The sequence below is a fragment of the Vibrio crassostreae genome, assembly GCF_024347415.1.
Classification (GTDB): domain Bacteria; phylum Pseudomonadota; class Gammaproteobacteria; order Enterobacterales; family Vibrionaceae; genus Vibrio; species Vibrio crassostreae.
Window position 1 is genome coordinate 1,380,819 of the sequence record NZ_AP025477.1, and the last position, 25,469, is coordinate 1,406,287.

Sequence of the window (25,469 nt, forward strand, 5' to 3'; positions counted from 1 at the left end):
AACATTAATTCGGCTTTTTAAACCATACATTATTTTATTAACTGGAGGGATGCTCTATCTAGCTGTGGCTCAGCTTGAAAAAGTAGAAACAGCAGCAACTGAACAATCATCGTCAAACATTCGTATCGCAAGCTCCACTATTCGTTCCAACATCGAAGCGACATTCGGCAAGCTCTATTTTTTAGAAACCAGTCTAGGCTTACCTAAAACGGCTCCAATCGGTGATAAAAAATTCAGAGAATTGAGCGATAATATTCTAAAAAGAACGCCAAACTTCTCCGATATCGTTCGGTACCAACCTCAAACCCAACAATATATATCAAGTCGTGGCTTACCTCTTTCCAACGAACAAGTTGGCTCCATCAAATGGAATCCAATAGACAGTGTTGTGGAAGATTTTTATATCTCTTCTATTTATCAAAAGCCCGATGGTCGTTGGGTGTTCGCGGTGAAACATACAGCGGAAAGATTGAACGAAGAGATATGGATTGAGTTTGATTTATTGCACACAACCCAAGGGTTAAGAGACTTAAAAACGCTTAACCACGGCTATGTGTTTGTGGTTGATCGAGCAACAGAACGACTTGTCTTTCACCCTAATCCGAAACGTATCGGCTCTAAATCTATCAGTTATCACGCAGGTATCAGCCATCAACTCTCACAAGGTGAAACCGTCGGTAAGCACGAATACTACTATCAAGATAACTTCAAAATATCGGTATTTGACGCTGACAACAGCTTGAATTGGGTATTTATCGCTGGCACTGATCGCCACGATATCTTAACCAGCTCACACCAGTTTACGTTAACGGGCTTGGTACTTGGTTCACTGCTTCTATTGTGGATTGGCGCAAACTATTTGGCTTATCGTTTGAACGTGTCCTTGTCACAACTGAATAAAGTCGATGACCTTGTAAGCTTTAAGCGAGAGTTAAAATCCATACTTGATAGCTTCACCTACCAAAAAGGCATTCAATTCTGTCTCTATCAGCCTGAGAACCACTCATTCAGTACCATCGACTATCACGGAAATAAATCAACGGTACATTGTGACAAAGCCCTTGCAGAGCGATTTACACCGGACACTATGGCTTACCGAAGTGGTAAGTACGCCGATCCACTGGCGTGTAAACTCAAAATACACCAACGTCATTACTGTATTCCTTTGCACTCTCGTCAGCAGTTGATCGCAGTGTTGTACGTAAACGCAAACTTACCGATCAGCCAGAGTATTCTGCGAATGATCCGTGATTACACTGAAGTCTCTTTGTCTAACTTACTGCTTCAACATCAATTGAGCAGCAAAGATCTGATGACACAGTTAGACAATAAGAGCAGTTTCAGTAGCGCCATCGAAAACTACGCGAGCGAGCCCGATACCTATGTCGCTTTGCTAGATATCGATAACTTCGACCACGTAAACCGAGCCTACGGTGAAGCGGTGGGTGACAAGATGATCAAACTGACTGCAGAATCGATACGCTATTACTTCCCGAAGCCGAAAGGACTTTGCTTGGCGCGTATAGGAGGAAAGGAGTTCGCTGTATTGTTCAAAGCCAATGATGTGAAAGATGCCAAATTCCAACTAGACCAGTGCAGAGTCGGAATCGCGGAGAAAACCATCGTCACTCCAGATATCACCTTATCACTAGGGGTTAGCGTGGGGTTCTCGCAAATAGAAGGCGAACGCGATTCAGCTTTAGCGCTAGCGGAACAGGCAAAGCTTATCGCACAACAGCTTGGTAAGAACCGAGTGGAAGGCCATATCAGAGCCGTTGCCAAAGCATCTTAAACGTATTCCAACAAGCCTGTAGACTATCTCACACGACAAAGCACCTAGGGTTCACATCCAAGGTGCTTTTGTTTTTCTAGAAAGTCATTACAATGCGCCTTCGATAAGACAATATCCCCTTTTCTAACGACACGAACCTTATGAAGCTAAGTAACCGACTGCAAACTCTCCATTCCCTTGTCAGCAACGACTACCAGCATATTTGGGACTGTTGCTGTGATCATGGCTTTTTGGGTGTTCAACTGTTGTCGGATAACAAAGCCTCTCAGATTCACTTTGTCGATATAGTCCCGTCTCTGATGAATGAACTGGAAGGCAAGCTAGCGCGCTACTTTCCACAAGATAACAGAGCTGAAAAAACGGTTACCAGTCAATGGCAAGTCTACTGCATGGATGTCGCCGCTATTCCGCTTGAGAAACATACTGGCAAACACCTGGTTATTATTGCAGGCGTCGGTGGCGATCTGACTCAGAAATTAGTCGATGATATTCACCGTCAACACCCAGACAAAGCGATCGATTTCTTGCTTTGCCCGGTGCATCAGCAATTCGAGTTGAGAAGCCATTTAAAGGCGCTCAATTTTGGTCTTATTGATGAAATTTTGATCGAAGAGAACCGTCGTTACTACGAGGTTTTATTGGTGAGTAATAACCAAGGTGATTCAGATAATAGCCAAAACGTTCGCGAGATATCGAACGTCGGTGACAAGATCTGGGCACCAAATTGTGACGAACAAATGAAGGTATCACAGCAATACAAAGCCAAAACATTGCAGCACTACTTACGTATCCATCAAGGACAGGAGAAGCAAGGAAAACCGAGTCAAGTGAAGCATATTATTGATGCCTACCAGTCGGTTAAACCATAGTAAGTACTAACTTTATTGCTGAATATTAAGAATATTCAAATCAATAAAAAGCCGATAGTTCAATGAACTATCGGCTTTTTCAATACTATCAGTTTGGTTTGAGCTTACTGCTCTTGTTTCTTATGAACCGCATCTGTCTCATCAATCGATTCAGCCTCAGAGGGTGTATCAACCCCATAAACCGTATCAAGATAAGCATCTTTCTCTTTCCACGTGTTGTTCAACCAACTGTGGAAGCGACGTTTAAACGCTTTATCTTCAAAGTAATTACCGTTTACGTTCTCGTCCATCGGGTGCAATTTAATACGTACCACAACCTTGGTCATTTTGCCTTTCAACATATCTTCAAACGGAGAGACTTGGTTTTCAGGGTAAGCCAAAGTGACATCCACGATCCCATCTAAGATTGGCCCCATTGCAGATAGAGCAAACGCCACACCGCCGGTTTTTGGTTTCAATAGGTGTCGGTATGGAGTTTTCGCTGTCGCCAGTTTGTCGTGGTTGGCACGCGTTCCTTCCACAAAGTTAACCAATGTTGTCGGCGCTAGCTTGAACTTAGTACACGCTTTGTTGATTGCATTGAAGTCATCATTACGACGCTCTGGGTTACGTAGCAAAAACTCGCGTGAGTGTCGTCGCATGAACGGCATATCCAAGCCCCAGCAGGCCAAGCCAACAAAAGGCACGTACAGCAGTTCGTGCTTAAGGAAGAACTTCGTCATCGGCATCTTGTCTTTCAAGATAGAAGACAAAATCACAATATCCGCCCAGCTCAGGTGGTTCGACATCATCAAATACCACTGCTTAGTCGAGATATCTTCCCCGCCTTCCACTTGCCACTCGATGTCATTATTCACGTTCAACATCCAAAGATTGAGCGAAGCCCAACACCAGAATGTGAAGTTAGCTAAACGAGTACACGACTTTTGCACAACAGAGATTGGCAGAATCAGTTTGATGAGGCCAAAGAAACTCACGGTAAACGCAGTCATTGCGGTATTGAGGGTCACGAACAACACGTTCAAGGCCATACGAAGATTATCAAGCATAAAACACGGCTATATTGAGATCGAAAGCCGCCATTATACGCATCTATAAATTATTCTCTTTAGTTATTAGTGCAATACTTCAGGGGTCAAACCACTCTTCGGACTTTGCGAAAGCTCGGCTCTAAATCCCCCAAAACAACGCACCACGCACACAACAAACACACATATGAGTCATTTAGACCAATTTACAAAAGGGTCTTTTTGACACAAAAACAGTTAATTCCAGCTATCAAGTCAGTATTGATAAGCATTCTCATTATTGGCATGGTACATGCAACTCCAAAATGTAAATAGTTGAGTATCCTTAATGAGATAACTTCTCTTCTTAAAGGTGATGATATGACAGATATTCCTCATGGTTTGGTAACCGGAAAAGTCCTACACAAGACAGAGTGGACAGAACAATTGTTCTCACTCCAAGTCAGTGCTCCTGTCTCCCCTTATCAGGCAGGTCAGTTTACTAAGCTCGGTTTGCTAAATAGTGAAGATGAGTTCGTGAGACGTGCTTATTCAATGGTAAACGCACCAGAGCACGAAAAAGGTCATCAACATCTCGAGTTTTTAATTATTAAGGATCAGAACGGTCAGCTCTCTCCTCAGCTTCATGAATTGAAAGCAGGCGATGACATCTTTGTCGGCAAAGACCCAAGCGGCTTTATGACATTGGATGAGCTCCCAGAGAACGTCGACGATCTGTGGATGCTTTCAACCGGAACCGCGGTTGGCCCATTCATCTCAATGCTCGAAAGCATGCAGATTCAACAACAGAATGGATTGGCTACAGAAAAAGCCGCGTCATTCAACAACCTTGTATTGGTTCATGCCGTAAGAACAGAACAAGACTTGACTTATCGAGACCGTATCACTCAACTCGTCGATCACTTTCAAGGAAAACTTAAATATGTGCCAATTATTTCTAGAGAATCAGTTACCGGAACTTTGCGCGGACGAATCCCAAGTTTGTTACTTGGAGGCGATCTCGAGCAAGCCGCGTCTGTCGCTTTCAATCAAACCCGCAGTTTCTTCTACCTTTGCGGCAATCCGCAAATGGTTCGTGACACAAGTGACGCACTAACAAGTTTAGGTTTCGAAAAGCATCTACGGAGAAAGCCTGGTCAATTCAGCAGTGAAAATTACTGGTAAAGATAGGCCACCTAAAACACCGAAGTATCTATTTCAAAGAACAGTCAGATAAGAGGTTTTATATGAGTCATTTACGTATTCCGTCACACTGGAAAATCCAACGTTCAACACCGTTTTTCACTAAAGACAACATCCCAGCAGCACTGCTCAACCATCACAACACCGCGGAAGGCGTGTTTGGTCAGATCTGCGTCATGGAAGGCACTGTCACCTTCTATGGTTTTGCTGATGCAGAAGCAACAGAACCAGAAAATGTTATCACGATTGAAGCCGGGCAATTTGCCACCAGTCCACCTCAATATTGGCATCGAGTGGAACTGAGTGACGACGCGCAATTCAACATTAACTTCTGGTCAGAAAAAGAGACCAAGAAGATGTTCAACACTCGAAAATAAGATCCATTCGATATTGATGAACTTATAAGCAAGCTACTTCGTAGTGTGATTTTTAGTGTTCAATAAGTAAAGATAAAAAACCAAATAACCATAGTAATTACAATGACTAATGGTGATAGACAAGAGAAAAAAACTCTAGCACACTGAACAGAGTTGTTAATTTTAACCCCTTATCAAATAAACATAATTGGGGTATTCATTTTTTAGGTAAGAGAGGAAGCCATGCTCAACATTGCTTTTTTTAGCTCAAAATCATACGACGAAAAATCATTCAACCTAGCGAAAGGCAAACTCAACGCTGAGTTTCATTTCCATGATTTTCGCCTCACTACAACCACAGCGAAAATGGCGCACGACAATGAAGTGGTGTGTGCATTTGTAAATGACGACTTATCACGAGACGTGTTAGAGATTCTTGCACAAGGCGGCACTAAGCTGATTGCGATGCGTTGTGCAGGCTTTGATAAAGTCGACCTAGACGCAGCCAAAGAGTTTGGCCTGCAAGTGGTTCGCGTTCCTGCTTATTCACCAGAATCGGTAGCTGAACACACAGTCGGCATGATGATGTGTTTGAACCGTAAGCTGCACAAGGCATACCAACGCACTCGTGATGCGAACTTCTCCCTTGAAGGCTTGGTAGGCTTTAACTTCCACGGTAAAACCGTTGGTGTAATCGGTTCAGGTAAGATTGGCTTAGCAACCATGCGTATTCTGAAAGGTTTGGGCATGAACATCCTATGTTACGACCCGTATCCAAATCCATTAGCCGTTGAACTAGGTGCTAAATACGTTGAACTGGATGAGCTTTATCAAGAGTCTGACGTGATTTCTTTGCACTGCCCTATGAGTAAAGAAAACTACCATCTATTAGATGCGACTGCATTTGAGAAAATGAAAAATGGCGTGATGATCGTCAACACTAGCCGCGGTGAACTGCTAGATTCAACTGCAGCTATTGAAGCGCTTAAGCAGAGTAAGATTGGCGCGCTTGGCCTTGATGTTTACGACAACGAGAAAGAGCTGTTCTTCCAAGACAAGTCTAACGATGTGATTGTCGATGACGTATTCCGTCGCCTATCTGCTTGTCACAACGTACTGTTTACAGGTCACCAAGCTTTCTTGACCAAAGATGCTCTGTTCAACATTGCCAATACAACCCTAACCAGCGTTGATGCTTTCTTTGCAGGCAACACCAGCGGCAACGAACTCGTTTAATAACAGACTGAGTTAATTACAAACTAGATCTGCCAATACAAAGCCACTCTATCCTTAAATGAACAGCGTGGCTTTTTGGTTTATGCCTGTATCGAAAGCAGGGCTAGATGCAGAAGTGACAATCCTCTATATCTAACCCGTATGTACCTTTTCGAATCGCCAGATGCTCTTCCCCTGCCTTCACGCCCATCTCATAACCTGCATCCAAGATGCTTTGATCCATAGTGAGTCGCTTAACTGCAAACGTTTCCGGTGGCGCAATCACCTTGATGGTCGCATCTTTTGGAGGGTTACGAATGAACTCCAAAGATTGGTTGTAGTTTTCAGCACGCACCGCCATCGACTCTGCAATGTTAGGGAATTTCTTTAGTAGTTTTTTCAGCATCCACTGATACTTCTGCGGTTTCATTCGGTAACTCAGAGGGTGAGAAAGAATAACGGTAATATCGCGAGCACCACGGCGATAGGCTTCACGAACCGGAATCGAATCGGCGACACCGCCATCGGTATAACAGCCGCCAGAGAAGCACGGAGTTTCGCGGTAAGCGATAGGTAAAGCCGTTGTTGCTTCAACCACATTAGAAAGGTTTTCAGGCTTAATATGATAGTAATCGGCACTGCCTGTATCCACATTAGTCACAGCGGCAATCAGTGGGATACTTGAAAACATCTCACCACAATCAAGCGGGTAGCGTTGGTTTGATTCGTTCCATAGCCACTTCACGTCTACCAAGTTACCACCCTTAGCAAAACGAGCTGGGTTGAAGAAGGTTTTGTCGGTCGCCATCGTAGTGATCACGTTATAGCTGCGTTTTGGCGCTTGAGATAAATAACCAACTAGGTTGGACACACCCGCAGATACGCCAATAGCAAAATCATAAGGACGGAAATCGTCTTGCATAAAGGCGTCTAACACTCCGGCAGCGAAGATGCCTCTCATTGCTCCACCTTCAACGATTAATGCGCTGTTACTCATCTCAAACTCTTCTACTTTATAAACTGATAGTCGTAGAATAATTCGATCACTCTTACAAAGATAATGGGCTGAGTTTATTAATTTGATAGGCAAAAGCTATCATTAAATATCAACTAAGATTCAATAGCTTATTAAGCCATAGGATCAAAAAAGGCCGTGAGTGCATCACTCAACGGCCTATTGATTAACCAATTACATTATCGATTACGAATTAAACTCGCTTACATCGATTTCAAGCAGTTTACCAATGCCTTCGCCGTATGCCGGGTCGGCTTTGTAACAGTGTCTTAGGTGACGCAGTTGAATCTCTTTAGGCACGCCGCCTAGGTTACGAGCTGTGTTATCAAACAGAATCGCTTGTTTTTCTGGTGTCATCAGACGGAATAGGTCTCCCGGTTGTGAGAAGTAATCTTCATCTTCGCGGTGATCCCAGTGCGCTGCAGCACCATCCAAGTTCAATGCTGGCTCTGCAAAGTCTGGTTGCTCTGCCCATTGGCCTTCATTGTTTGGCTCATAGCCAAGTGTACTGCCAAAGTTACCATCAACACGCATTGCACCATCACGGTGGTAGCTGTGTACAGGACAACGAGGTGCGTTCACAGGGATATGCTGATGGTTAACACCTAAACGGTAGCGCTGTGCATCACCGTAAGCAAACAGGCGACCTTGCAGCATCTTGTCTGGTGAGAAGCTGATACCCGGAACCACGTTTGCAGGGTTGAATGCAGACTGCTCAACTTCAGCGAAGAAGTTTTGCGGGTTACGGTTCAATTCAAACTCACCCACCTCAATCAATGGGTAATCTGCGTGTGGCCAAATCTTAGTGAGGTCGAACGGGTTATATGGCACTTTCGCCGCATCCGCTTCAGGCATCACTTGCACTTTCAGCGTCCATTTCGGGAAGTCTTGGTTATCGATGCTGTCTAGTAAATCACGCTGGTGACTTTCACGGTCATCGCCGATCACTTGTGCCGCTTCTGCATCAGACAAGTTCTTAATACCTTGCTGAGATTTGAAGTGGAATTTAACCCAGAAGCGTTCATTATCAGAGTTGATAAAGCTGAATGTATGACTACCAAAACCGTGCATATGACGGTAAGTCGCAGGGATACCACGATCACTCATCACAATCGTGATTTGGTGAAGCGCTTCAGGTAGAGAGGTCCAGAAATCCCAGTTGTTCTTCGCGCTGCGCATGTTGGTGCGTGGGTCACGTTTCACCGCGTGGTTTAGATCTGGGAACTTAAGAGGATCACGAAGGAAGAATACTGGCGTGTTGTTACCTACCATATCCCAGTTACCTTCTTCAGTATAAAACTTCAATGCAAAGCCGCGAATATCACGCTCAGCATCGGCCGCGCCACGCTCGCCGGCGACTGTCGTAAAACGGGCAAACAAGTCGGTCTTTTTACCTACTTCAGAAAACAGCTTTGCCTTAGTATATTTGGTGATGTCATGCGTAACAGTAAATGTCCCGTAGGCACCAGAACCTTTCGCGTGCATACGACGCTCTGGAATCACTTCACGATCAAAGTGCGCCAATTTCTCTAAAAACCAAACATCTTGCAGCAGTTGAGGGCCACGTTTGCCCGCCGTTTGAACATTCTGGTTATGAGCGACAGGACAACCCGCAGCTGTGGTCAGTTTTTTACTCATGGTCTATTCCTTAAGGTTAAAGATATCGCATCGTTGCCACATCTTAGATTTAAGTGGATTCAATACTTTAAAAACCACTAAAACAATATGGATAAAGAATAGACCTGAGTTGGCAGAAAATATAATCGTTTATATTTATCGTTGTTATCTATAAAACCTATTGAACTTCATTGCGAATAAGCCTATGTATAACTTCGCTTTAGTTAAAAATGGCATGGCCTAACCTCAGAGTTGATGCAATGTTCCTCGCCGTTCTGGTTAGGTTCAATTCAGCTTCTCGTAGTACTTGCTCGAGTGACTGAGGAGATCGCACTGTTCCGAACAAGCTGCTCATTTCACCATATAAGGCTTCGACTTCAGTGCCCAAAGATCCTGCAATCCCTATCGTCGGAATGCCTTGCAAGCTCGCACGTTTAGCAATGCCATAAGGCGTTTTTCCTTGAAGGGTTTGATTGTCCATCTGACCTTCGCCGGTAATCACAAGGTCTGCGCCTTTCAATACTTCATCGGCTTGTAAAACATCGAGTACCATCTCAATGCCCTGTTTAATCTGCATATTGAATAGCAAACCAAGTCCCATCGGCGTACCACCAGCCGCGCCATAACCAATGCGCTTGTGAACAGGTTCATCGCCACTAGCACAACCCTGCATCTCAGCAACTTGAGCAAAGTTCGCAAGCGCAGTATCAAGCATCACAACTTGGTCAGGTGTCGCTCCTTTTTGTGGGCCGAAGATATGGCTGGCACCATTATCACCACACAGTGGATTATCGACATCGCACGCCACAATCAATTCGATATCAGCACAGCGTGAATCTAGGTCGGTAAGATCGATAGATGCTAAATCCGCTAGCGCAGCGCCACCTCGGCTGAGTTCTTGCCCTGCACGATCAAGCAATCTACCACCTAACGCTTGTACAATTCCTGCACCACCATCATTGGTCGCACTGCCACCCAAGCCAAGAATGATCGTTTGAGCGCCCTGCTGCATCGCTTCTAAAATGAGCTGACCTGTACCAAATGAAGAGGCTACCAATGGATCACGCTGCTCTGGTGTTAACAAATCCAAGCCTGATGCGGCAGCAATCTCAATCAGTGCAGTTTTTTTCTGATTGCTTGCGGATGGCTCAAGTATCGCCCACTCCGCGTTTACAAGTTCACCCAACGGCCCTTCTACTTGGTAGGTTCGCTTCTGTCCTGCTAAACCTTGCAACAACACATCTACCGTACCCTCACCACCATCAGCCAGAGGTAAAGTCACATAGTCAGCGTCAGGAAAGATTTCACGAAAACCCTTTTCAATACACGCCGCCACCGATACCGCCGATAAAGATTCTTTAAACGAGTCTGGTGCAATAACAATTTTCATACTGATAAATCCAAGGAAATAATAATTTTGATAGGCTGTCGATCCAAAAATGCCCCTATGTCAGATTAGCAAGCCAATCAAGCAATAGGGGCAGTATATAAAGGAACTAATAAATACATCACGTTGCAGAGATTGAACCACCCAATTTGTGAGAGAGATCGACTACTTACATATTGGAATCATAGTTTGAGAACATCGACCGAAACTTTAGAGTTGGTAGAGTAGAGTTAAATAAATCGATGATGATATAGTCCACCAAAATCAAATACCTTGGACATGACCATGCATTCTAGCGACATCATCAAATTGGCAAATTTAGGCGTTAATATCGAAATTTCAAAAGACTCTTCGTTGCATCCTTCTGATGCGTTAGAAGTGGTAAAGATTGTTGCTGAAATCGGTAGCCAAATCGTTATCAAGAAGAAGTACCACACGGACTACCTCATTCAAATGGCTGAAGTGGGTCGTGATCATGTGACGATCGCTGTTTAAGAACAGCCACTATTTGAAAATTGACAGAACCTCAGCTTCAAAAGTTTAGAGCGACATGTTGATATAAAAATGCAGCATATTGGGGGCAATATGCTGCATTTTCTCTTTTCGTTAGGAGCATGGAGAACGCAAAGAGAAACTCGTTAAGCATTCTAAATAGAGCTAGTGGTCAAACAACATCGGAACACCCGTTTGAACACACACTTCATTCAAGCGTTTTTGTGCCATGAGTATATTCTCTTTCCAGCGTTCATCTTGAGCCCACATCTCGATCACGAGTGGTACCACGCACTCAGTCTCTTTCAACGTTTCAAAAATGGCATTGAAGTCAACTTCACCATCACCAATCACTAAGTCTCGGAATTGCCCTTTGTACTCGTCAGTCACTTTATATGTGTCTTTGAGATGGATCTGAGTGATATGAGGCTTACTCAACTTCAGTTCCGTTACTATGTCGTAATTCCAACCGGAGATATTACCCACATCTGGATACGCCGTGAAATACGGTGAATTGACTTCACGACTCAATACTTCAAATTTGCTCAAAGAGTTCAAGTAATCGGTATCCATGATCTCCACAGCTAGCATAACGCCCGACCTTTCAGCCAACTGCGCCGAAAGCTTCATGCCTTCAATGAACCTCTGGTGAGTCACTTTATCAGCAGGCTCGTAGTAAACGTCATAACCAGCGAGTTGGATGGTGCGAATACCCAATTTGTAAGCCAACGAGATAGCCTTCTCCATATGGATAACCGCTTGCTCACGAATCACCGGATCTGCGGAACCAAATGGGAACTTGCGATGCGCGCTTAAACACATAGATTGCAGTGGTACACCATGCTTTTCACACAGACGACGTAGGGCATACACTTCCTCGTCATTCCAATCCAAACGGCTACGGCGCTCGTCTGATTCATCGACCGATATCTCAAGAAAATCAAAGCCGAGTTCTTTGGTTGTTACCAACTTGTCTTCCCAGCTGAGTTCGTTAGGTAGGGCCTTCTCATAAAGCCCTACACGGTGGCGTAACAAGTTTTGATACATAACGCCTCCTAGTTCCAGTAGCGATCGATCTGAGCTTTTAGTGCTTCTGCTGTTTCTTTACCTTTGTCACCCGCAAGTGCGCGACCTGCGATAAAGGTTTTCGCTTTAATGCCTTCAAATAGGTATAGGTCTTCAGGCACGATGCCACCTGTGATAGAAAGCTCGATGCCCATTTCAGACAATGCACGCATCTTCACAAGATCTTCTTCTGTCCAACCCACACCGGCTAATTCAGCGTCACGAGAACGGTGGTAAATCGCTTGTGAAATACCTAAGTCGACCCAAGATTGAGCGTCATCCATTGTCCAATTGCCGTAAATTTCGATTTGGATTTCACCGTTAAATTCGTCAGCGACTTTCTTACATGCACCAATGGTTGCGATGTGTGCAGCTGCAGAAACGGTTATCCAATCAGCACCGGCTTCGAATGCCATGCGCGCTAGAATCGCGCCACCATCTGTTGTTTTCATATCGCACACAAGGATATGGTCTGGGTGATTCTTACGAAGCGTAGAAACCGCCGTCATTCCTTCTGCAAACGCCAAAATAGTGCCTACTTCAATCACATCAACGAAGCTTTCAACGTTACTTGCCACTTCAATAGCAGCAGGAAGGTTTGCTTGGTCTAGGGCGATCTGAATCATTGGTTTAGTCATGTTGTTATCCTTTAATTTGTTCACGTATTAGACGGGCTAAGCCATCATGGTTGTTATCTGTTGAGCACACGCATTGAACGTGTGACTTGACGATGTCATCAGCATTGAGCATCGCTACGCCTAATCCGGCGTACTTAAGCATGGAAATGTCATTGTGGTTATCGCCGACGGCAATCACGTCAGTCGGTTGGTAACCTAGGTCTGCGATGTATTCAGCAAGGCGTAGGCCCTTACTGTTACCTTTCGCAGCAAAATCAATTCGGTTTGACCAAGAACGTTCACCGTTGAAGTTCTCTTCTATCCATGGGTGTTGCATTAAACGGTCTACTGAGTCTTGGCTGCCTTCCACCACAAACTTCCAAACATGTTCGGCTTTCTGAGCCGCTTCAATGAATGATTCCACTTGGTATATTTGAGGTCTATATTGCTCCGGTGCGGTTTCCGCCCAGCTTTCCAACGCCAGCATGTAAGCAAATGGGTTGTACTGTGAGTACGTCATCGCATGTGTGATGTACATGACCATTTTGAGCTGAAACTCGTCAGCCATATCGATGAAGGTTAGCGCCTTATCTTTCTCTATGGCGCTTTGAGTCAGTACCGTTTCCGTCTGATAGTCATAAACATAAGTGCCGTTACAGCAGATGATTGGCGTATCTAACCCCAATTCGTAGTAATAAGGTCGCGCAGCTGTGTGATGTCGACCTGTAACAATCACGACATGACAACTTTGTTTCGCTTCTTGAATCGCCTTTTTTACCTCTGGATGAATAGTGTGCTCATCCTTTAACACGGTTCCATCGAGATCTAACGCCAGCACTTTATACATAGAGTCCTCTCACTTATTCCCTGAAATCAGGCCTAATCAACATTGAAACTACTTAGAATCGAAACTCGTTAAGCGGCAGACTTAAACGACTTGTTTAAACGAAAGCCGATCTACTGTTGGCCGTAATAAGCATTTTCACCGTGCTTACGTAAGTAGTGTTTGTCGGATAGTTCTGGCTGAATTTTGATGCCGCTATTCAATGTGCGCGTTGCTAACGCCATTGCCGAAACTTCTTCTAATACCACCGCGTTATGAACGGCATCGTTGGCATCTTTGCCCCAAGAGAACGGCGCATGTCCTGCAACAATCACACTTGGAACGGCCATTGGATCGATTCGACGTTGCTTGAACTCTTCAATGATCACCAAGCCAGTGTTTTTCTCGTACTCTTCAGAAATCTCAGAGTGAGACAATCGACGTGTACATGGGATGTCACCGTAGAAATAATCAGCGTGAGTGGTCCCTAAGGCTGGAATGTCGATACCGGCTTGTGCCCAAATTGTGGCACTGCGTGAATGCGTGTGAACAATGCCACTCACTTCAGGGAAAGCTTTATAGAGCTCTAAGTGCGTTGCGGTATCGCTTGAAGGATTGAGTTTCCCTTCAACAACCTTGCCTTCGAGATCGACGACCACCATGTCTTGAGCCGTCATATCACTGTATTCGACACCTGATGGTTTAATCGCTATCACTCCGTTAACACGGTCAAACTCAGAGACATTACCCCAAGTGAATGTCACCAAACCGTATTTAGGAAGCTGCAAATTGGCTTCTAAGACACGTTGTTTCAATTGGCTATATTTAGACATATCGACTCCTTAAGCCGCTTCCGCTTGCAACAAAGCAGCATCAATTAAACGCGCGACTTCTTCTGGGCTTTTGCAGGCACGAAGTTTTGAGAAGTCTTCGTCAAATTCAATCAAGTTCGCGACTTGCATCGTCCCTTCGATGTGCTCTTCTGAGTCCTTACCCGCTAGTGTGATCAGCACATCAACAGGCTCATCAACACCTTCAAACGTAATTGGCGTTTCAAGCACAGTTAATGCAAATCCTGTGCGAATAACACCATCTTCAGGGCGGCAATGAGGTAGAGCGAACGCATCGTGGATACAGATATAAGGGCCTTCTTCGCCAATCGCTTTGGTAATCGCGTCGTAGTAACACTCTTCCGCGATACCAGCTTTCACCAATGCATCAGTACCAAGCTTGATCGCCGCTTTCCAGTCTGCTGCTTTAGCGTTGAGTAGGATAGAGTTGTTCTGGATAAGAGATTCTTTTAAGTTCATGTTATTGCTCACTTATATAATTGTTTTTATTGGCTCAGTAGCGCTATGCCGCTGAGCCATTTCATTATTTGTGGAAGTTATTCTCGATGATGGAAACAAGCTCGTCGCCGAAGGTTTTCACCATAATCATGTTCTTCACCGCTAACTGCTGTTTGCCTTCAGGAAGCCCTGTGATCTTCGCTGCAAGAGCAATCGAAGTAACGATGATGTCGAATGAGCCAAGGTGCGATTTGTAATCCGTGATAGCGCTGTTGAACGTCGTGCTTGGGATGCCTTTCTTGTCCAAGTACTCTTTGATTTTCTTAGAACACATCATTGAAGAACCTTGCCCAGAACCACAGCACACTAAGACACGAACCGGTTTCTGGTCAGCGGCTGGTGAGATTCGAGTCTCTGATGTTGTAGAAGCTGCCGTTGTTGAAGCAGATGGTGCTTCAGCGGTTGCTGTCGATTGTTGTGGGACCGCGACTTCAACCTCAATACCTTCAGGCGTTACTGCAGTCATTGTTTCAGCAGCAGCTTCTGCGTCTTCTTCAGCTCGTAGTTGCTTAGAAGCGAAGTACATGTAGATGCCAGCCAAAGCCAAAATCACAAAGAAGAACATGCTAGAGCTTGAGATACCTTGCATGATTGGCGGGAACACAAGTGCCCAGTCAGCCATACCCATCCAGCCGTTAAACTCAGTACCAGATTGAGCAAAGATATGAATTGCCCAAGCCGAACCAACTACTTCGATGATGCCCATCACGAAACAGATCTTCATCACCGCTTTCCAACCACCAAAGTGGTTAGCAAACACGCCGATAGTTGCGTTCGAGAAGAACATCGGGATAAAGCCAGGAATGATCATGATTGGTGCGTCGAACGCAAGCATTGCAAGAACAGCGGTGAATTGACCCACTGCGCCCCACATGAAACCAAATACCATTGCGTTCGGAGAGTAGGCGTAAATAGCCGCACAATCGATTGCTAAAACGGCGTTAGGAATAAGGCGTTGAGAAATACCGTTAAATGCCTCGGACAGTTCCGCAACGAACATACGAACACCAGTAACGATGACTTGAATGGCAACAGCGAATTTCAAACCAGTTTCAAAAATGTAGATGAACCAGTGCGTTTTACCTGACATGTCTTGAAGGTTATCAAGACCAAATGAAAGAAGGATAATGCCAAAGAACGCAGTCATTACAAGTGTGGTCGCTGCAATGCTGTCGTGGAAAATGTGTAGCCATTTAGGCAGTTTGATGTGGTCAACACTGTCATTCTTGTCGCCAAGTTTCGGTGCAACTTTGGTCGCAACCCATGACGCAAACTGTTGCTGGTGACCAATTGAGAAACCCGCACCGCCAGTCACTTCTTGAGTCGGCTTGAACATGATGTTTGAGGAGATACCCCAGTACAACGCCATCAATATTGCTGAATAAATAATGGTTTCCCACATACCTGCACCAAGCACGAAGTAGAAAACAGCGATGAGGCCAGCTTGCTGGAACATGATATGCCCAGTCAGCATGATGGTTCTGATACCCGTAATACGTCGGAAGGCAACAAGTAGAATGTTTAGCCCAAGAGCCAGCAGTACTGCATACCCAACCCAAGAGTAATTGTCGCCCATGGTTTCCATGGTAGACATCATGGAGGTGTACGGGTCAATCACCGACCCCGTCAATCCATGTATTTCACTCATTTTTTCGATAACTGGTTTGAAACCCGCTACCAATGTTCCCGCACCTACCTGCACTATCATGAAACCAACGATGGTTTTTATAGAGCCGGAGATAACAGTTGTTGCGTCACGTTTTAAAAGGATGTAGCCGAGACAAGTAACAAGACCGAGTAGCAACGGTGCTTTGGTCATTACCTGACTGTAAAAAATATAGAAAATATCGTATAAGAATTCCATATCTTTACCCCTGATTGATTTTTAATTTTAATGATTTGTAGGATGTGATGATTCTAGTTTTGCTCACGAACTAGACTTTACCAATCAAAAGTAATCATTCAATGCTCACTTGTGATTACTTTGATTTATATCAATTAACCACATTCAGAATGTGCCTAATTGAGCTTTAGATCACACACGAAAACAAAAATCCAAATAAAATCAATTACTTATAAAACATTGCGATTAAGATCTGGTTTTTATAGCGATGTGGTTTGACAATCACGATGGTGATTATTAGAATCAAAACAAATCAAAAGTAATCATTAAATTGTCACAACGACAAAAAGAGTGATAAATATGAATGAAGTACAAAGACATAACGGCATCGTGTCGCTGTTAGAAGATATGCAGACAATCAACGTCTCTCATATTATTGATAAATTTAGCGTTTCTCCTGCTACTGCTAGGCGCGATATCGCTAAGTTAGATGAGGTTGGCCGACTTAGAAAAATTAGAAATGGTGCGGAACGAGTAGAAACTCAGAAGAGAAAGTGGTCACCACTGAATATCAACAGCACTGAGTTCTATGAAGAGAAATCAGAGATTGCTCAAGCAGCTGCAGGACTATGTCAGGCTGGCGATACAGTCGTGATCAACTGTGGTTCGACGGCTTTTCTACTCGGTCAGCAATTATGTGGCGATGACGTTCAAATCGTAACGAACTACTTTCCACTCGCAAGCTACTTGATCAACGAAGATCATGACGATGTCATCATCATTGGTGGTCAATACAACAAAGCGCAGAACATCTTTCTAAACCCTGCCCCTAATTCATTAGGCGGCTATGCGGGAAACTGGATGTTCACCTCAGGTAAAGGCTTAACGGATGCCGGGCTGTACAAGGCCGACATGTTAACGGCCGTAGCCGAACAACAAATGCTCGAACAGGTCGATAAGCTTGTCGTCGTGGTCGATAGTTCAAAAGTTGGACAACGTACCGGAATGCTCTTTTGCAGCACCAAGCAAATAGACATCGTCATCACCGGTAAAGACGCCAATCCCGAAGTCGTAAAACTGATTGAATCTCAAGGGACACAAGTCATCCTAGTTTAAATCGCAGGGCTAACTAGCCCACCAATAATAATAAATTTAGCTCAGTGCCTTAATCCAAATTAAGGCGCTCGGCTCCCTACATCCAAAATTAATCAAATTGTTGAAATAAAAGGTATTATCATGAGCAATGTAAACGAAATCACTCGCGAGTCTTGGATCCTAAATACATTCCCTGAGTGGGGCACATGGTTAAATGAAGAGATAGAGCAAACTGTTGTTCAACCAGGTACATTTTCTATGTGGTGGCTTGGCTGTACAGGTATTTGGCTAAAATCAGAAGAGGGTGCAAACCTATCAATGGACTTCTGGTGTGGTACTGGTAAAAAAACACAAGCTGTTCAAAAAATGAAAAACCAGCACCAAATGATGCGTATGGGTGGTGTTGAAGCACTTCAACCAAACCTACGTACTGCAATCTTCCCATTGGACCCTTTCGCTATCAAAGAGATCGATGCAGTGATGGCATCTCACGATCACGGCGACCATATTGATATCAACGTTGCAGCAGCGGTTCTTCAAAACTGTGGTGAGCACGTTAAATTCATCGGTCCTAAAGCGTGTGTTGATTTATGGATGAAATGGGGTGTACCAGAAGATCGTTGTGTTATCGCGAAAGTTGGCGACGAGATTAAGATCAAAGACGTCAATATTAAGGTTCTTGATGCATTCGACCGTACTGCTCTAGTGACACTTCCTGAAGGAACATCTTCCCTAGACAAAGAAATTCTAGACGGAATGGACGACCGTGCAGTGAACTACCTAGTAGAAACAACAGGTGGTTCAGTTTACCACTCTGGTGATTCTCACTACTCAAACTACTACGCTAAACACGGTAATGACCACAAGATAGACGTTGCACTGCTTTCTTACGGTGAGAATCCACGTGGCGTAACAGACAAAATGACATCTTCAGACATTCTTCGTGCTGCTGAGTCTTTGAACTGTGAGGTGGTTGTTCCATTCCACCACGACATTTGGGCTAACTTCCAAAATGACCCGCGTGAAATCGAAATGCTGTGGAACATGAAGAAAGAACGTCTTCAATACGGCTTCGCACCTTTCTTCTGGCAAGTTGGTGGTAAATACACATACCCAACAGATAAAGGCCGCATGCACTACCAGCACTTCCGTGGCTTTGCAGACATCTTCACAAATGACCCAGAACTGCCATACCGCGCATTCTTGTAATCATTAATAGCCACTTTAACTAGGGAGCAATGCGCTCCCTTTTTTTATCATCGAATAAGGATATTGATATGGTATTACGTGAGTTCAAAAAACATTTCAGTCGTGGCGATCTGAAAGCAGCAATTGGTGTTGTATCGCCCGGCGCCAATGGTTATTACTTAATGGTGAAAAGTCATAAGTGGGGAGTAAACAGTTTTCTTGAATCTGATAGAAAGATGCAACCCCGAGTATTTAAGACTCAACAGGCGCTGTTGAATGCAGCAAAATCGATCGGTTTTCCTTACCACTCAATTGATATCCAACATTTATAATCACGACGGTCAGGCATTTTGTTTGATTAGATAAGTGGTGTGCCTTCCTAAAACAACTAAACATTCAGAGCCTGAATGCCAAAACTCCAAAACCATCTATTTATCCACTCGATAAAAATAATTCTTACAATTAAGTTTCTATATTCATTAATAATATTATCAGCGGACGGCATAATGGGCACAAATCCCTTCAGCGAGTTTGGTTATGTTCAACAAGCGCCTTTTGGTATTAGCTTTACCGCTTACTTTTGTGTTTCCCACCCATGCTGAAACGTTTGGTGAGCGAATGACGCGTATCGAACAAGAGAATGTACTGGCGAAAACCATGAGTGAAGAACAAGTCGAATTGATACAAAAAGTCGTACAGACCAACCACTGCGCTAAAGTGGCGTTAACCCACCATCAACGCATTTTAGGCCAATATAAGGTTGAAACGTCCTCTTCAGAGTTATTTGTAAAATGGCGTCAACTCGGTAAGCAGTTAGACGCTCAATACGAAACGGATTACCCCGGCTACCCTAAGCACGTTTTTCAGGAGTACCTTGCGGCTTCAAGCAAAGTCGATGGTTACCTTTTTGCTTTAATCGACAATGGATTAAACGAGCAATTGTGGATCGCCAAAGAGTTTAAGCAGTGTAAAAAGAATAAGCTGATATCCCGAACCTAAGCTCTAGTCTGCTCTGGTTCGAGAGTGCTCATTCGCATTGGTTTTAATAAAGTAAGAACAGTCCTTCATAACCGCCAATTTCTATTTCACTCACATACTCACCAACGTTACCGTTAGCATCAACAGATTTCATTGGAACATCCAGCGCGATGGTGAGTTTTTCCGCGTCATAAAAACTCGGATTCTTACCGTGGAAATCCGTGCGATACAACACACGACCATTACTAAACTCTCTCGCTAACACCATGTCCTCAGGGCCACCAGCAACCACCTGATTATCAGATTGATATATAAAGTACGTGAACGTCGGTAGAACGTGAGTCATGCCATTGGGTAGATCAGCATGCACCATTTCGTTCATCGAGGAGTCGCCAACGATGGTGTAGTCAGCGGGTTGAGGTGTCATTGTCGATAGCATCAAAGGAATCGGCTCAAAGCCTTGTGGGATATGATGACTCGGCTCTCCCAAATCAACAGCCAATAACGAACTTGGTTGATAGGCGATGTTTTTAGGGACACCACTTTGCCAGAAAGTATCTGCAGTCGTGTTACCACTTCCATAAACGTAACCATTGTTCCACTGATTAAAGTAGCTATGTTGAGCGTGTCGATTGAGGTGATAAATCGCTAGGGTCGAGTATTGGTCTTGCTTCCAGTTATCTTCACTATTTCCAAGATATTGAACTCGTCCATAACGCGTTGTCGCCTGAAAGATAACACTTTGCCCATTATAGGCGAGCGCAGAATTATCCCAGAATTTAGAGATCCCCGAGTAACCACTAAACCCAGTAGACGGAAAAATGTAGTGCTCTCGTAAATACAGAGATCCCGCCTCGCTAAGATGAGACTGTCCATTTCGACCCAGCAAGTTCGCGGTTCCGATGTTCAACCCAATCGACGCATCACTTTCTAAAGCAGATAGATTTTTCAGAAACGCTGAAAATTGTTGTTTGTAGAGATCGTCTGCTTGATTCGAACCCGCAACTGCTCCTAACTCTTGAACATGCCCGCCAGAATGAACATAGAACTGGTTCGAACCAATGAGTTTATTTGTGTCGTCGTTGTACGCACCATTCAAACCTTGGCTTGTCCAGCTTTGCTTGTAGTAGCGATGAATGGCAGATAGATAATCCGTGTTTGCGACGTTCGTTAACGACCAAGATGAATTAGCGCTCCACATTCGACCAAATGGCACCACTCTTGATTCCCAACGAAAACGCGCTGTCGCGTTCTTATTGGTTCGATTTCGATACTCGCTCGGCGACAAGTAGTTATCGCCATCTAGGTCTGCAGACACATCAAAACCGCGGATTTTGCGCCATTGGCTGATAGCATCGCCATCCGGTGTTGTGCTCGGGGCATCGGTTAATTTGACGGTTGGAAAACTGTTTTTGAGTTCTACTTCTTTTAAACGCGGCCTGTCGTCAGCGTTCTCACTTTGCCAACGAACTCTCACAACGTATAAGCGCCCACCATCTCTCAAAAAGGTTGAACCAAAATACTGGCCGCCACCATAACTCGCACCGCTCCCATCATGAGTTGTCGCTCTCACCCAATCATTAGGTAGGTTCCAAATCACAGACTGGTTTTTGGTCATATTGAGGGTTCTGTCTTTCTTAATATCAAGCCTTTCCCACCGAGACACCATTCCGCGAGAATCAATAACCGTTGGGTATTCAATCCAGAGTTCTCCGCTGCCAGCAAACTGTGAGAAATTGAAGGTCAGCCGTTCGAACTGCTCGGCATGATAGACGTACAAAGCCCCGCCCTGTTCAAAATTCTCAAACACATCGGCATCCCATGGAGGCTCTTGATACAGCCAAAATCCAGCATGATCTTCACCTGAGGTATAACCGACGATCATGGGCTTGCGATTTAGTAGAGTGTTTTCACCGTGAGTATTATCAACTTCGGCAATGACAGTATCTTCAGAAAAGTGTAGGAAATAATCTTCGAAATTGAGGCCTTCTACCTCAGCTTGGTTACGGAGATCGTTCTCCAACCAACCCGAGTTCATCGCCATGACTTGGTTGTACATATAACCAATTGTCGTAGCCCGCTCATTGTCGGCTTTGTCGGCATAGGCACCGAAAACAATATCACTGTTGGTAATTTCCCAATCAATGACAGCATTCGCAGATAGTGGGGAGCCCGAAAGATCAACACCAGCTTCATGTTGCCCTGGCAGCACAACTGCTGTACCAACAGCAAAAGCGTAGCCAGCGATTAAACATGACGGTATGAGTGCGAGCAGCCCAGAAGTGTAGGTTTTCATGAATCATATTTCCTAATCGATACTGTCATGCCTTAAATCACAAGACGAAAAGTCAGCCAACTTACGTGTCAATTTAGGAATCAAAATACGAAAAAAGTATCGACTACATGGCTGAATTGTTCAAGTGCTCGTCTGTCTTGTTTCATCGGTGGTAAGGAAAACGAGAAAATGTCGATTAAAAATCAAGATATTAAGGAAAAGATAAATTTTTGTGATATTAATTTTATTTGGAAACCAAGTATCTCCGGCTAACGAAAAATCAGCTCAGATTTTCTCAAAATGAGAATAAAGCAGTTTGGAAGACAGAAGATTATCAGAACTTAAAGCTCAGAACGGGCTGAGATTTGCTGCATCGAATCTCAGTTTCAACGCCACACTGTTGAAACTCAATTTGGATAGGCTAGTCTCGGTCATCTAAACAAGAACGATGACAACAGAGAGTGGTAAATAAAGAGATGTACGTTGACTATCATAAGCGGCTTGTTCCCGTTATACGCTATTTAGAGAAGCACTTTAACGATCCGCTCAACCTGATCGAAGTCGCGGCATTAGCCAACTTTTCACCCTACCATTTTCATCGTACTTTTAAGGCCGTTCAAGGCGAGACGCTTGCTGATTTCACCAGACGGCTGAGACTTGAAGCGGCAGCCAACGATCTCTTCAAATCCAAACAACCTATTATTAATATTGCATTGGATTATGGATTCTCATCGTCTCAAAGCTTTGCCAAAGCCTTCAAGCAACACTTTGGTGTGACGCCTAGTGCCTTTCGTGATTGTGAAGACTACCAAGCTTTCGGTGAGTTAACTCGAAATAGCAAGATTGGACACACGTTGCGCAAGAATGGAACCGATGCAGTCGTCGGCAATTCATATACTGACTCCGAACTTTCAACATGGAGCATGACAATGAAAACACAACAATTCGAACCATCAAAACTGGCGTATGTGCGAGTAACAGGTCCCTATGGACAAGGGTATGAAGAGCCAAGCGGTCGTCTTTATCAATGGGCAGAAATTAAAGGGTTATCAGGCAATACCTGCATGTTCATTTATCATGACAATCCAGAAATTACACCGACAGATAAGTGCCGAACAGACATTTGTTTAATGGTCCCTGAAGATGTGGAAGTACCCAGCGGTATCGAACTGAAGGACTTTCCCGGCGGGCAATATGCGGTGATGAGACAAACGATTACCGAAATCGGCCAATATGCCAAAGCGTGGGATGATTTAATGAGTAACGTCATTGAGTCCGGTATTGAAACAGACGATCGACCTTGTTTTGAGCTTTACCACAGCTACGACCCGCAAACTCAACATTCAGATGTCAGCTTCTGTACTGCAATCAAGTAACGACAATGAAAGCCTACCTCGCGTAGGCTTTCATTTCTCTGGATCGCTTACCAAATAGCACGACCAATAAAGCGCCTTAAAGCCTCTTGTTCCACTTCCCTTGATGGTCGCGGTCGCAATTTTCTTGTGTATCGTAACTGATGTGTTTATCGATATTCTTTAATGTAATTCCGACCTGACTGAACGCCTTTTGAATGTTCGTTGAGACTTCCTTCTGACCTTTTCCTGCTAAGAAATTCGCTCTATCTTGATTGGTGTCGAATACACAAACAATTTTCAAGCTTTGCGGAAAAGAAGAGAAATTGACCGTATGAGTCACCCAAAGAAAACCATCGTAGCTTTTCAACGTATCTTCACACACGTCCGTTAACACGTCTCTGATTTGATTTTCGATCTTCTTATCTGATTTTCGCATGCGGTAAAGGTCCTCTTTAACACCTTAAAAAATAAGGTTTTTTTGTCAATGTAGTCTTAACCGACATTGGACACTGTGGCGGTTTCAAATGCAAAGTATTTATTGAAGAGAATGGGCGAGAGGGATTAGAGAGACACCTCATGCTCGATAACTTACGAGGCATCAAACATGAGGCAGATACAGAATTTAGTTAAGAAATTAGCTCGCCGCTTGTTCCCAATCAGTCAGTAACTTCATGATTACGCGAGAGTCTTGATGAATTGCCATTGGCGCAGCAAGTTGTGTGTCACCTCGCTCAACCGCTTGGCGAACATTACGCACTTGATAATGGAAACCATCGCCTTGCGCTTCGACTTTCACTTCACGTTTCGATGTTTCGTAGATCTCAACCGTGAATGTGTTGTCTTCGGTCGGCAGCCATGGATTGGTGTCGAGCGTGATGCAACCTTTGCTACCTAGAATCGTGAAGCCATGCTTTAAGCCGTGGTCTTCCGCGGTGTGGATTTGCGCGGTAAAACGCTCGTTGAAACGCATCATTGCCGATGATTCACAAATATTGCCATCTTGGCCTCGTCGACCTATTGCTGAAATCTGCACATCATTGAACACGCTCTCGCCAAATTGCTGCTGCGCAACAGAATGAATCAGCGACATTGGGTAACAACCTAAGTTGTACAACGCGCCTTTGCTCGCAGGGTTAACGAACTGGTCAATCGCAGCAACGTATGAACCCTGAATTGAGCGCACTTCGCCAATCTCACCGGTTGCCAACTCTTGATGAAGCTTAGCGATAAGCGGGTGATTTAGATACATCAAACCTTCTGCGAAGAACACGCCAGATGCTTTTACCGCTCGCAGAGCTTGCTCGGTTTTTTCCATATCAACCGATAACGATTTTTCACACAGGATCGCTTTGCCTTTTTGAGCCGCTTTAATCACGTATTCGTGGTGAACGTGATTTGGTAGAGCGATGTAGATAATGTCGACTGACTCATCTTCAATCAGAGCTTCATAGCTGTTGAAGGTTCGTGTTGGTTGGTATTGGGCTGCAAACTCGTTAAGTGTTTTTTCAGTACGACCAGCGACAGCATATAGCTCGCTTTGAGCATCGCCTTTAATCGCATCCGCCATTACGCCTGAGATAAAGCTGGTTCCTAGGATTCCCCATTTCATGGCTTAGATCTCCTTCTTATGAGTTTCAAATGCTTGTACTAATTCCGTTATATCACGCTCAATAAACGCTTGAGTATGAGGCATTCCAAAGTGCTGATTGATCGCTTCACGGTTAACGTATTGCTCTAGCAAGATCACACGATCGCTTTGGTCTTGATCATAGGTTGCTATCGCTTGTAGGCAGCCCGGCTCACTCTGCATGTCTAAACAAAACTGTTCGATAGCTTCAACTGCAGCCTCACGTTCAATGTTGGTTTTGATCTTAAGTTCGGCAGTGACAAAGATGATTTCATTCGATTGAGGCATTTCACGCTCTTAT

At 44.3% G+C, this 25,469-nt stretch carries 25 protein-coding genes; 11 read left to right on the top strand and 14 right to left on the bottom strand.

What is annotated here, in order from left to right:
* Positions 1 to 49 precede the first annotated feature (49 nt).
* The gene (locus OC193_RS21875; RefSeq protein WP_048662451.1) at positions 50 to 1,792 is read left to right on the top strand and encodes a sensor domain-containing diguanylate cyclase; all 1,743 of its coding nucleotides are present in this window, start codon (positions 50 to 52) and stop codon (positions 1,790 to 1,792) included.
* A 140-nt stretch (positions 1,793 to 1,932) separates the two neighbouring features.
* Positions 1,933 to 2,661, top strand: coding sequence for a tRNA (adenine(22)-N(1))-methyltransferase (locus tag OC193_RS21880; protein ID WP_048662452.1), 729 nt, complete (start codon positions 1,933 to 1,935; stop codon positions 2,659 to 2,661).
* A 104-nt stretch (positions 2,662 to 2,765) separates the two neighbouring features.
* On the opposite strand, the gene OC193_RS21885 is transcribed toward OC193_RS21880, so the two are convergent.
* On the bottom strand, positions 2,766 to 3,710 hold the full coding sequence (locus tag OC193_RS21885) for an acyltransferase (RefSeq protein WP_048662453.1): 945 nt from the start codon (positions 3,708 to 3,710) through the stop codon (positions 2,766 to 2,768).
* A 339-nt stretch (positions 3,711 to 4,049) separates the two neighbouring features.
* Between OC193_RS21885 and OC193_RS21890 the strand changes: the two genes are divergently transcribed.
* From OC193_RS21890 to OC193_RS21900, 3 genes are all read left to right on the top strand, one after another.
* Complete coding sequence (locus tag OC193_RS21890) at positions 4,050 to 4,853, top strand: ferredoxin--NADP reductase (RefSeq protein WP_048662454.1); 804 nt, start codon at positions 4,050 to 4,052, stop codon at positions 4,851 to 4,853.
* A 62-nt stretch (positions 4,854 to 4,915) separates the two neighbouring features.
* Entirely contained in the window at positions 4,916 to 5,248 is a 333-nt protein-coding gene (locus OC193_RS21895; protein ID WP_048660978.1) for a DUF1971 domain-containing protein, read from the top strand.
* A 222-nt stretch (positions 5,249 to 5,470) separates the two neighbouring features.
* Complete coding sequence (locus OC193_RS21900) at positions 5,471 to 6,463, top strand: 2-hydroxyacid dehydrogenase (RefSeq protein ID WP_048660977.1); 993 nt, start codon at positions 5,471 to 5,473, stop codon at positions 6,461 to 6,463.
* Positions 6,464 to 6,566: 103 nt separating this feature from the next.
* On the opposite strand, the gene OC193_RS21905 is transcribed toward OC193_RS21900, so the two are convergent.
* The 3 genes from OC193_RS21905 to OC193_RS21915 all read right to left on the bottom strand — a co-directional run bounded on the left by OC193_RS21905 (position 6,567) and on the right by OC193_RS21915 (position 10,464).
* A complete protein-coding gene (locus OC193_RS21905; RefSeq protein ID WP_048662455.1) occupies positions 6,567 to 7,439 on the bottom strand; it encodes a patatin-like phospholipase family protein in 873 nt (290 codons plus the stop codon).
* Positions 7,440 to 7,643: 204 nt separating this feature from the next.
* The gene (locus tag OC193_RS21910; RefSeq protein WP_048662456.1) at positions 7,644 to 9,095 is read right to left on the bottom strand and encodes a catalase; all 1,452 of its coding nucleotides are present in this window, start codon (positions 9,093 to 9,095) and stop codon (positions 7,644 to 7,646) included.
* A gap of 199 nt (positions 9,096 to 9,294) precedes the next feature.
* The gene (locus OC193_RS21915; RefSeq protein ID WP_048660974.1) at positions 9,295 to 10,464 is read right to left on the bottom strand and encodes a glycerate kinase; all 1,170 of its coding nucleotides are present in this window, start codon (positions 10,462 to 10,464) and stop codon (positions 9,295 to 9,297) included.
* Positions 10,465 to 10,746: 282 nt separating this feature from the next.
* Between OC193_RS21915 and OC193_RS21920 the strand changes: the two genes are divergently transcribed.
* Positions 10,747 to 10,956, top strand: a complete 210-nt coding sequence (locus OC193_RS21920) for a hypothetical protein (protein ID WP_009845895.1) — start codon at positions 10,747 to 10,749, stop codon at positions 10,954 to 10,956.
* Positions 10,957 to 11,118: 162 nt separating this feature from the next.
* Here the strand turns inward: OC193_RS21920 and OC193_RS21925 are convergent, their stop codons facing one another.
* The 6 genes from OC193_RS21925 to OC193_RS21950 all read right to left on the bottom strand — a co-directional run bounded on the left by OC193_RS21925 (position 11,119) and on the right by OC193_RS21950 (position 16,671).
* Entirely contained in the window at positions 11,119 to 12,000 is an 882-nt protein-coding gene (locus OC193_RS21925; protein ID WP_048662457.1) for an L-ribulose-5-phosphate 3-epimerase, read from the bottom strand.
* 8 nt (positions 12,001 to 12,008) lie between these two features.
* A complete protein-coding gene (locus tag OC193_RS21930) occupies positions 12,009 to 12,656 on the bottom strand; it encodes a 3-keto-L-gulonate-6-phosphate decarboxylase UlaD (RefSeq protein WP_048660972.1) in 648 nt (215 codons plus the stop codon).
* Positions 12,657 to 12,660: 4 nt separating this feature from the next.
* Complete coding sequence (locus OC193_RS21935; protein ID WP_048662458.1) at positions 12,661 to 13,482, bottom strand: pyridoxal phosphatase; 822 nt, start codon at positions 13,480 to 13,482, stop codon at positions 12,661 to 12,663.
* Positions 13,483 to 13,592: 110 nt separating this feature from the next.
* Positions 13,593 to 14,291, bottom strand: coding sequence for an L-ribulose-5-phosphate 4-epimerase (locus tag OC193_RS21940; RefSeq protein ID WP_048660970.1), 699 nt, complete (start codon positions 14,289 to 14,291; stop codon positions 13,593 to 13,595).
* A gap of 9 nt (positions 14,292 to 14,300) precedes the next feature.
* On the bottom strand, positions 14,301 to 14,768 hold the full coding sequence (locus OC193_RS21945; RefSeq protein ID WP_048660969.1) for a PTS sugar transporter subunit IIA: 468 nt from the start codon (positions 14,766 to 14,768) through the stop codon (positions 14,301 to 14,303).
* Between the two features lie 64 nt (positions 14,769 to 14,832).
* A complete protein-coding gene (locus tag OC193_RS21950; RefSeq protein WP_048660968.1) occupies positions 14,833 to 16,671 on the bottom strand; it encodes a PTS ascorbate-specific subunit IIBC in 1,839 nt (612 codons plus the stop codon).
* A 339-nt stretch (positions 16,672 to 17,010) separates the two neighbouring features.
* Here OC193_RS21950 and ulaR point away from each other — a divergent pair, with 339 nt between their 5' ends.
* The 4 genes from ulaR to OC193_RS21970 all read left to right on the top strand — a co-directional run bounded on the left by ulaR (position 17,011) and on the right by OC193_RS21970 (position 19,932).
* A complete protein-coding gene (ulaR, locus tag OC193_RS21955) occupies positions 17,011 to 17,766 on the top strand; it encodes an HTH-type transcriptional regulator UlaR (RefSeq protein WP_048662459.1) in 756 nt (251 codons plus the stop codon).
* 120 nt (positions 17,767 to 17,886) lie between these two features.
* Positions 17,887 to 18,954: an L-ascorbate 6-phosphate lactonase gene (gene ulaG, locus OC193_RS21960; RefSeq protein WP_048609867.1), complete on the top strand. Its 1,068-nt coding sequence runs from the start codon at positions 17,887 to 17,889 to the stop codon at positions 18,952 to 18,954.
* A gap of 68 nt (positions 18,955 to 19,022) precedes the next feature.
* On the top strand, positions 19,023 to 19,265 hold the full coding sequence (locus tag OC193_RS21965; RefSeq protein WP_048662460.1) for a hypothetical protein: 243 nt from the start codon (positions 19,023 to 19,025) through the stop codon (positions 19,263 to 19,265).
* Positions 19,266 to 19,470: 205 nt separating this feature from the next.
* Complete coding sequence (locus tag OC193_RS21970; RefSeq protein ID WP_048662461.1) at positions 19,471 to 19,932, top strand: hypothetical protein; 462 nt, start codon at positions 19,471 to 19,473, stop codon at positions 19,930 to 19,932.
* 43 nt (positions 19,933 to 19,975) lie between these two features.
* Here the strand turns inward: OC193_RS21970 and OC193_RS21975 are convergent, their stop codons facing one another.
* Positions 19,976 to 22,207 (bottom strand): hypothetical protein, encoded by a 2,232-nt coding sequence (locus tag OC193_RS21975; protein ID WP_048662462.1) that lies wholly within the window; start codon positions 22,205 to 22,207, stop codon positions 19,976 to 19,978.
* 455 nt (positions 22,208 to 22,662) lie between these two features.
* On the opposite strand from OC193_RS21975, the gene OC193_RS21980 reads away from it, so the two are divergent.
* On the top strand, positions 22,663 to 23,562 hold the full coding sequence (locus OC193_RS21980; protein WP_048662464.1) for an AraC family transcriptional regulator: 900 nt from the start codon (positions 22,663 to 22,665) through the stop codon (positions 23,560 to 23,562).
* Between the two features lie 76 nt (positions 23,563 to 23,638).
* On the opposite strand, the gene OC193_RS21985 is transcribed toward OC193_RS21980, so the two are convergent.
* The 3 genes from OC193_RS21985 to OC193_RS21995 form a co-directional block, all read right to left on the bottom strand.
* Positions 23,639 to 23,977: a hypothetical protein gene (locus OC193_RS21985; RefSeq protein WP_048662465.1), complete on the bottom strand. Its 339-nt coding sequence runs from the start codon at positions 23,975 to 23,977 to the stop codon at positions 23,639 to 23,641.
* A 198-nt stretch (positions 23,978 to 24,175) separates the two neighbouring features.
* Positions 24,176 to 25,150 carry a Gfo/Idh/MocA family protein gene (locus OC193_RS21990; protein WP_048662467.1) on the bottom strand — a complete coding sequence of 325 codons (975 nt, stop codon included), beginning with the start codon at positions 25,148 to 25,150 and terminating at the stop codon, positions 24,176 to 24,178.
* 3 nt (positions 25,151 to 25,153) lie between these two features.
* On the bottom strand, positions 25,154 to 25,456 hold the full coding sequence (locus OC193_RS21995; RefSeq protein WP_048662468.1) for a putative quinol monooxygenase: 303 nt from the start codon (positions 25,454 to 25,456) through the stop codon (positions 25,154 to 25,156).
* Between the last annotated feature and the right edge of the window lie 13 nt (positions 25,457 to 25,469).

Bases quoted from the DNA above. Each gene is read 5' to 3' on its own strand.
- OC193_RS21975 (WP_048662462.1), bottom strand. From the start codon at position 22,207: ATGAAAACCTACACTTCTGGGCTGCTCGCACTCATACCGTCATGTTTA.
- OC193_RS21970 (WP_048662461.1), top strand. From the start codon at position 19,471: ATGTTCAACAAGCGCCTTTTGGTATTAGCTTTACCGCTTACTTTTGTG.
- OC193_RS21920 (WP_009845895.1), top strand. From the start codon at position 10,747: ATGCATTCTAGCGACATCATCAAATTGGCAAATTTAGGCGTTAATATC.
- OC193_RS21965 (WP_048662460.1), top strand. From the start codon at position 19,023: ATGGTATTACGTGAGTTCAAAAAACATTTCAGTCGTGGCGATCTGAAA.
- OC193_RS21945 (WP_048660969.1), bottom strand. From the start codon at position 14,768: ATGAACTTAAAAGAATCTCTTATCCAGAACAACTCTATCCTACTCAAC.
- OC193_RS21935 (WP_048662458.1), bottom strand. From the start codon at position 13,482: ATGTATAAAGTGCTGGCGTTAGATCTCGATGGAACCGTGTTAAAGGAT.
- OC193_RS21885 (WP_048662453.1), bottom strand. From the start codon at position 3,710: ATGCTTGATAATCTTCGTATGGCCTTGAACGTGTTGTTCGTGACCCTC.
- OC193_RS21985 (WP_048662465.1), bottom strand. From the start codon at position 23,977: ATGCGAAAATCAGATAAGAAGATCGAAAATCAAATCAGAGACGTGTTA.
- OC193_RS21880 (WP_048662452.1), top strand. From the start codon at position 1,933: ATGAAGCTAAGTAACCGACTGCAAACTCTCCATTCCCTTGTCAGCAAC.
- ulaG (WP_048609867.1), top strand. From the start codon at position 17,887: ATGAGCAATGTAAACGAAATCACTCGCGAGTCTTGGATCCTAAATACA.
- OC193_RS21900 (WP_048660977.1), top strand. From the start codon at position 5,471: ATGCTCAACATTGCTTTTTTTAGCTCAAAATCATACGACGAAAAATCA.
- OC193_RS21930 (WP_048660972.1), bottom strand. From the start codon at position 12,656: ATGACTAAACCAATGATTCAGATCGCCCTAGACCAAGCAAACCTTCCT.
- OC193_RS21940 (WP_048660970.1), bottom strand. From the start codon at position 14,291: ATGTCTAAATATAGCCAATTGAAACAACGTGTCTTAGAAGCCAATTTG.
- OC193_RS21890 (WP_048662454.1), top strand. From the start codon at position 4,050: ATGACAGATATTCCTCATGGTTTGGTAACCGGAAAAGTCCTACACAAG.
- OC193_RS21980 (WP_048662464.1), top strand. From the start codon at position 22,663: ATGTACGTTGACTATCATAAGCGGCTTGTTCCCGTTATACGCTATTTA.
- ulaR (WP_048662459.1), top strand. From the start codon at position 17,011: ATGAATGAAGTACAAAGACATAACGGCATCGTGTCGCTGTTAGAAGAT.
- OC193_RS21915 (WP_048660974.1), bottom strand. From the start codon at position 10,464: ATGAAAATTGTTATTGCACCAGACTCGTTTAAAGAATCTTTATCGGCG.
- OC193_RS21925 (WP_048662457.1), bottom strand. From the start codon at position 12,000: ATGTATCAAAACTTGTTACGCCACCGTGTAGGGCTTTATGAGAAGGCC.
- OC193_RS21910 (WP_048662456.1), bottom strand. From the start codon at position 9,095: ATGAGTAAAAAACTGACCACAGCTGCGGGTTGTCCTGTCGCTCATAAC.
- OC193_RS21895 (WP_048660978.1), top strand. From the start codon at position 4,916: ATGAGTCATTTACGTATTCCGTCACACTGGAAAATCCAACGTTCAACA.
- OC193_RS21990 (WP_048662467.1), bottom strand. From the start codon at position 25,150: ATGAAATGGGGAATCCTAGGAACCAGCTTTATCTCAGGCGTAATGGCG.
- OC193_RS21950 (WP_048660968.1), bottom strand. From the start codon at position 16,671: ATGGAATTCTTATACGATATTTTCTATATTTTTTACAGTCAGGTAATG.
- OC193_RS21905 (WP_048662455.1), bottom strand. From the start codon at position 7,439: ATGAGTAACAGCGCATTAATCGTTGAAGGTGGAGCAATGAGAGGCATC.
- OC193_RS21875 (WP_048662451.1), top strand. From the start codon at position 50: ATGCTCTATCTAGCTGTGGCTCAGCTTGAAAAAGTAGAAACAGCAGCA.
- OC193_RS21995 (WP_048662468.1), bottom strand. From the start codon at position 25,456: ATGCCTCAATCGAATGAAATCATCTTTGTCACTGCCGAACTTAAGATC.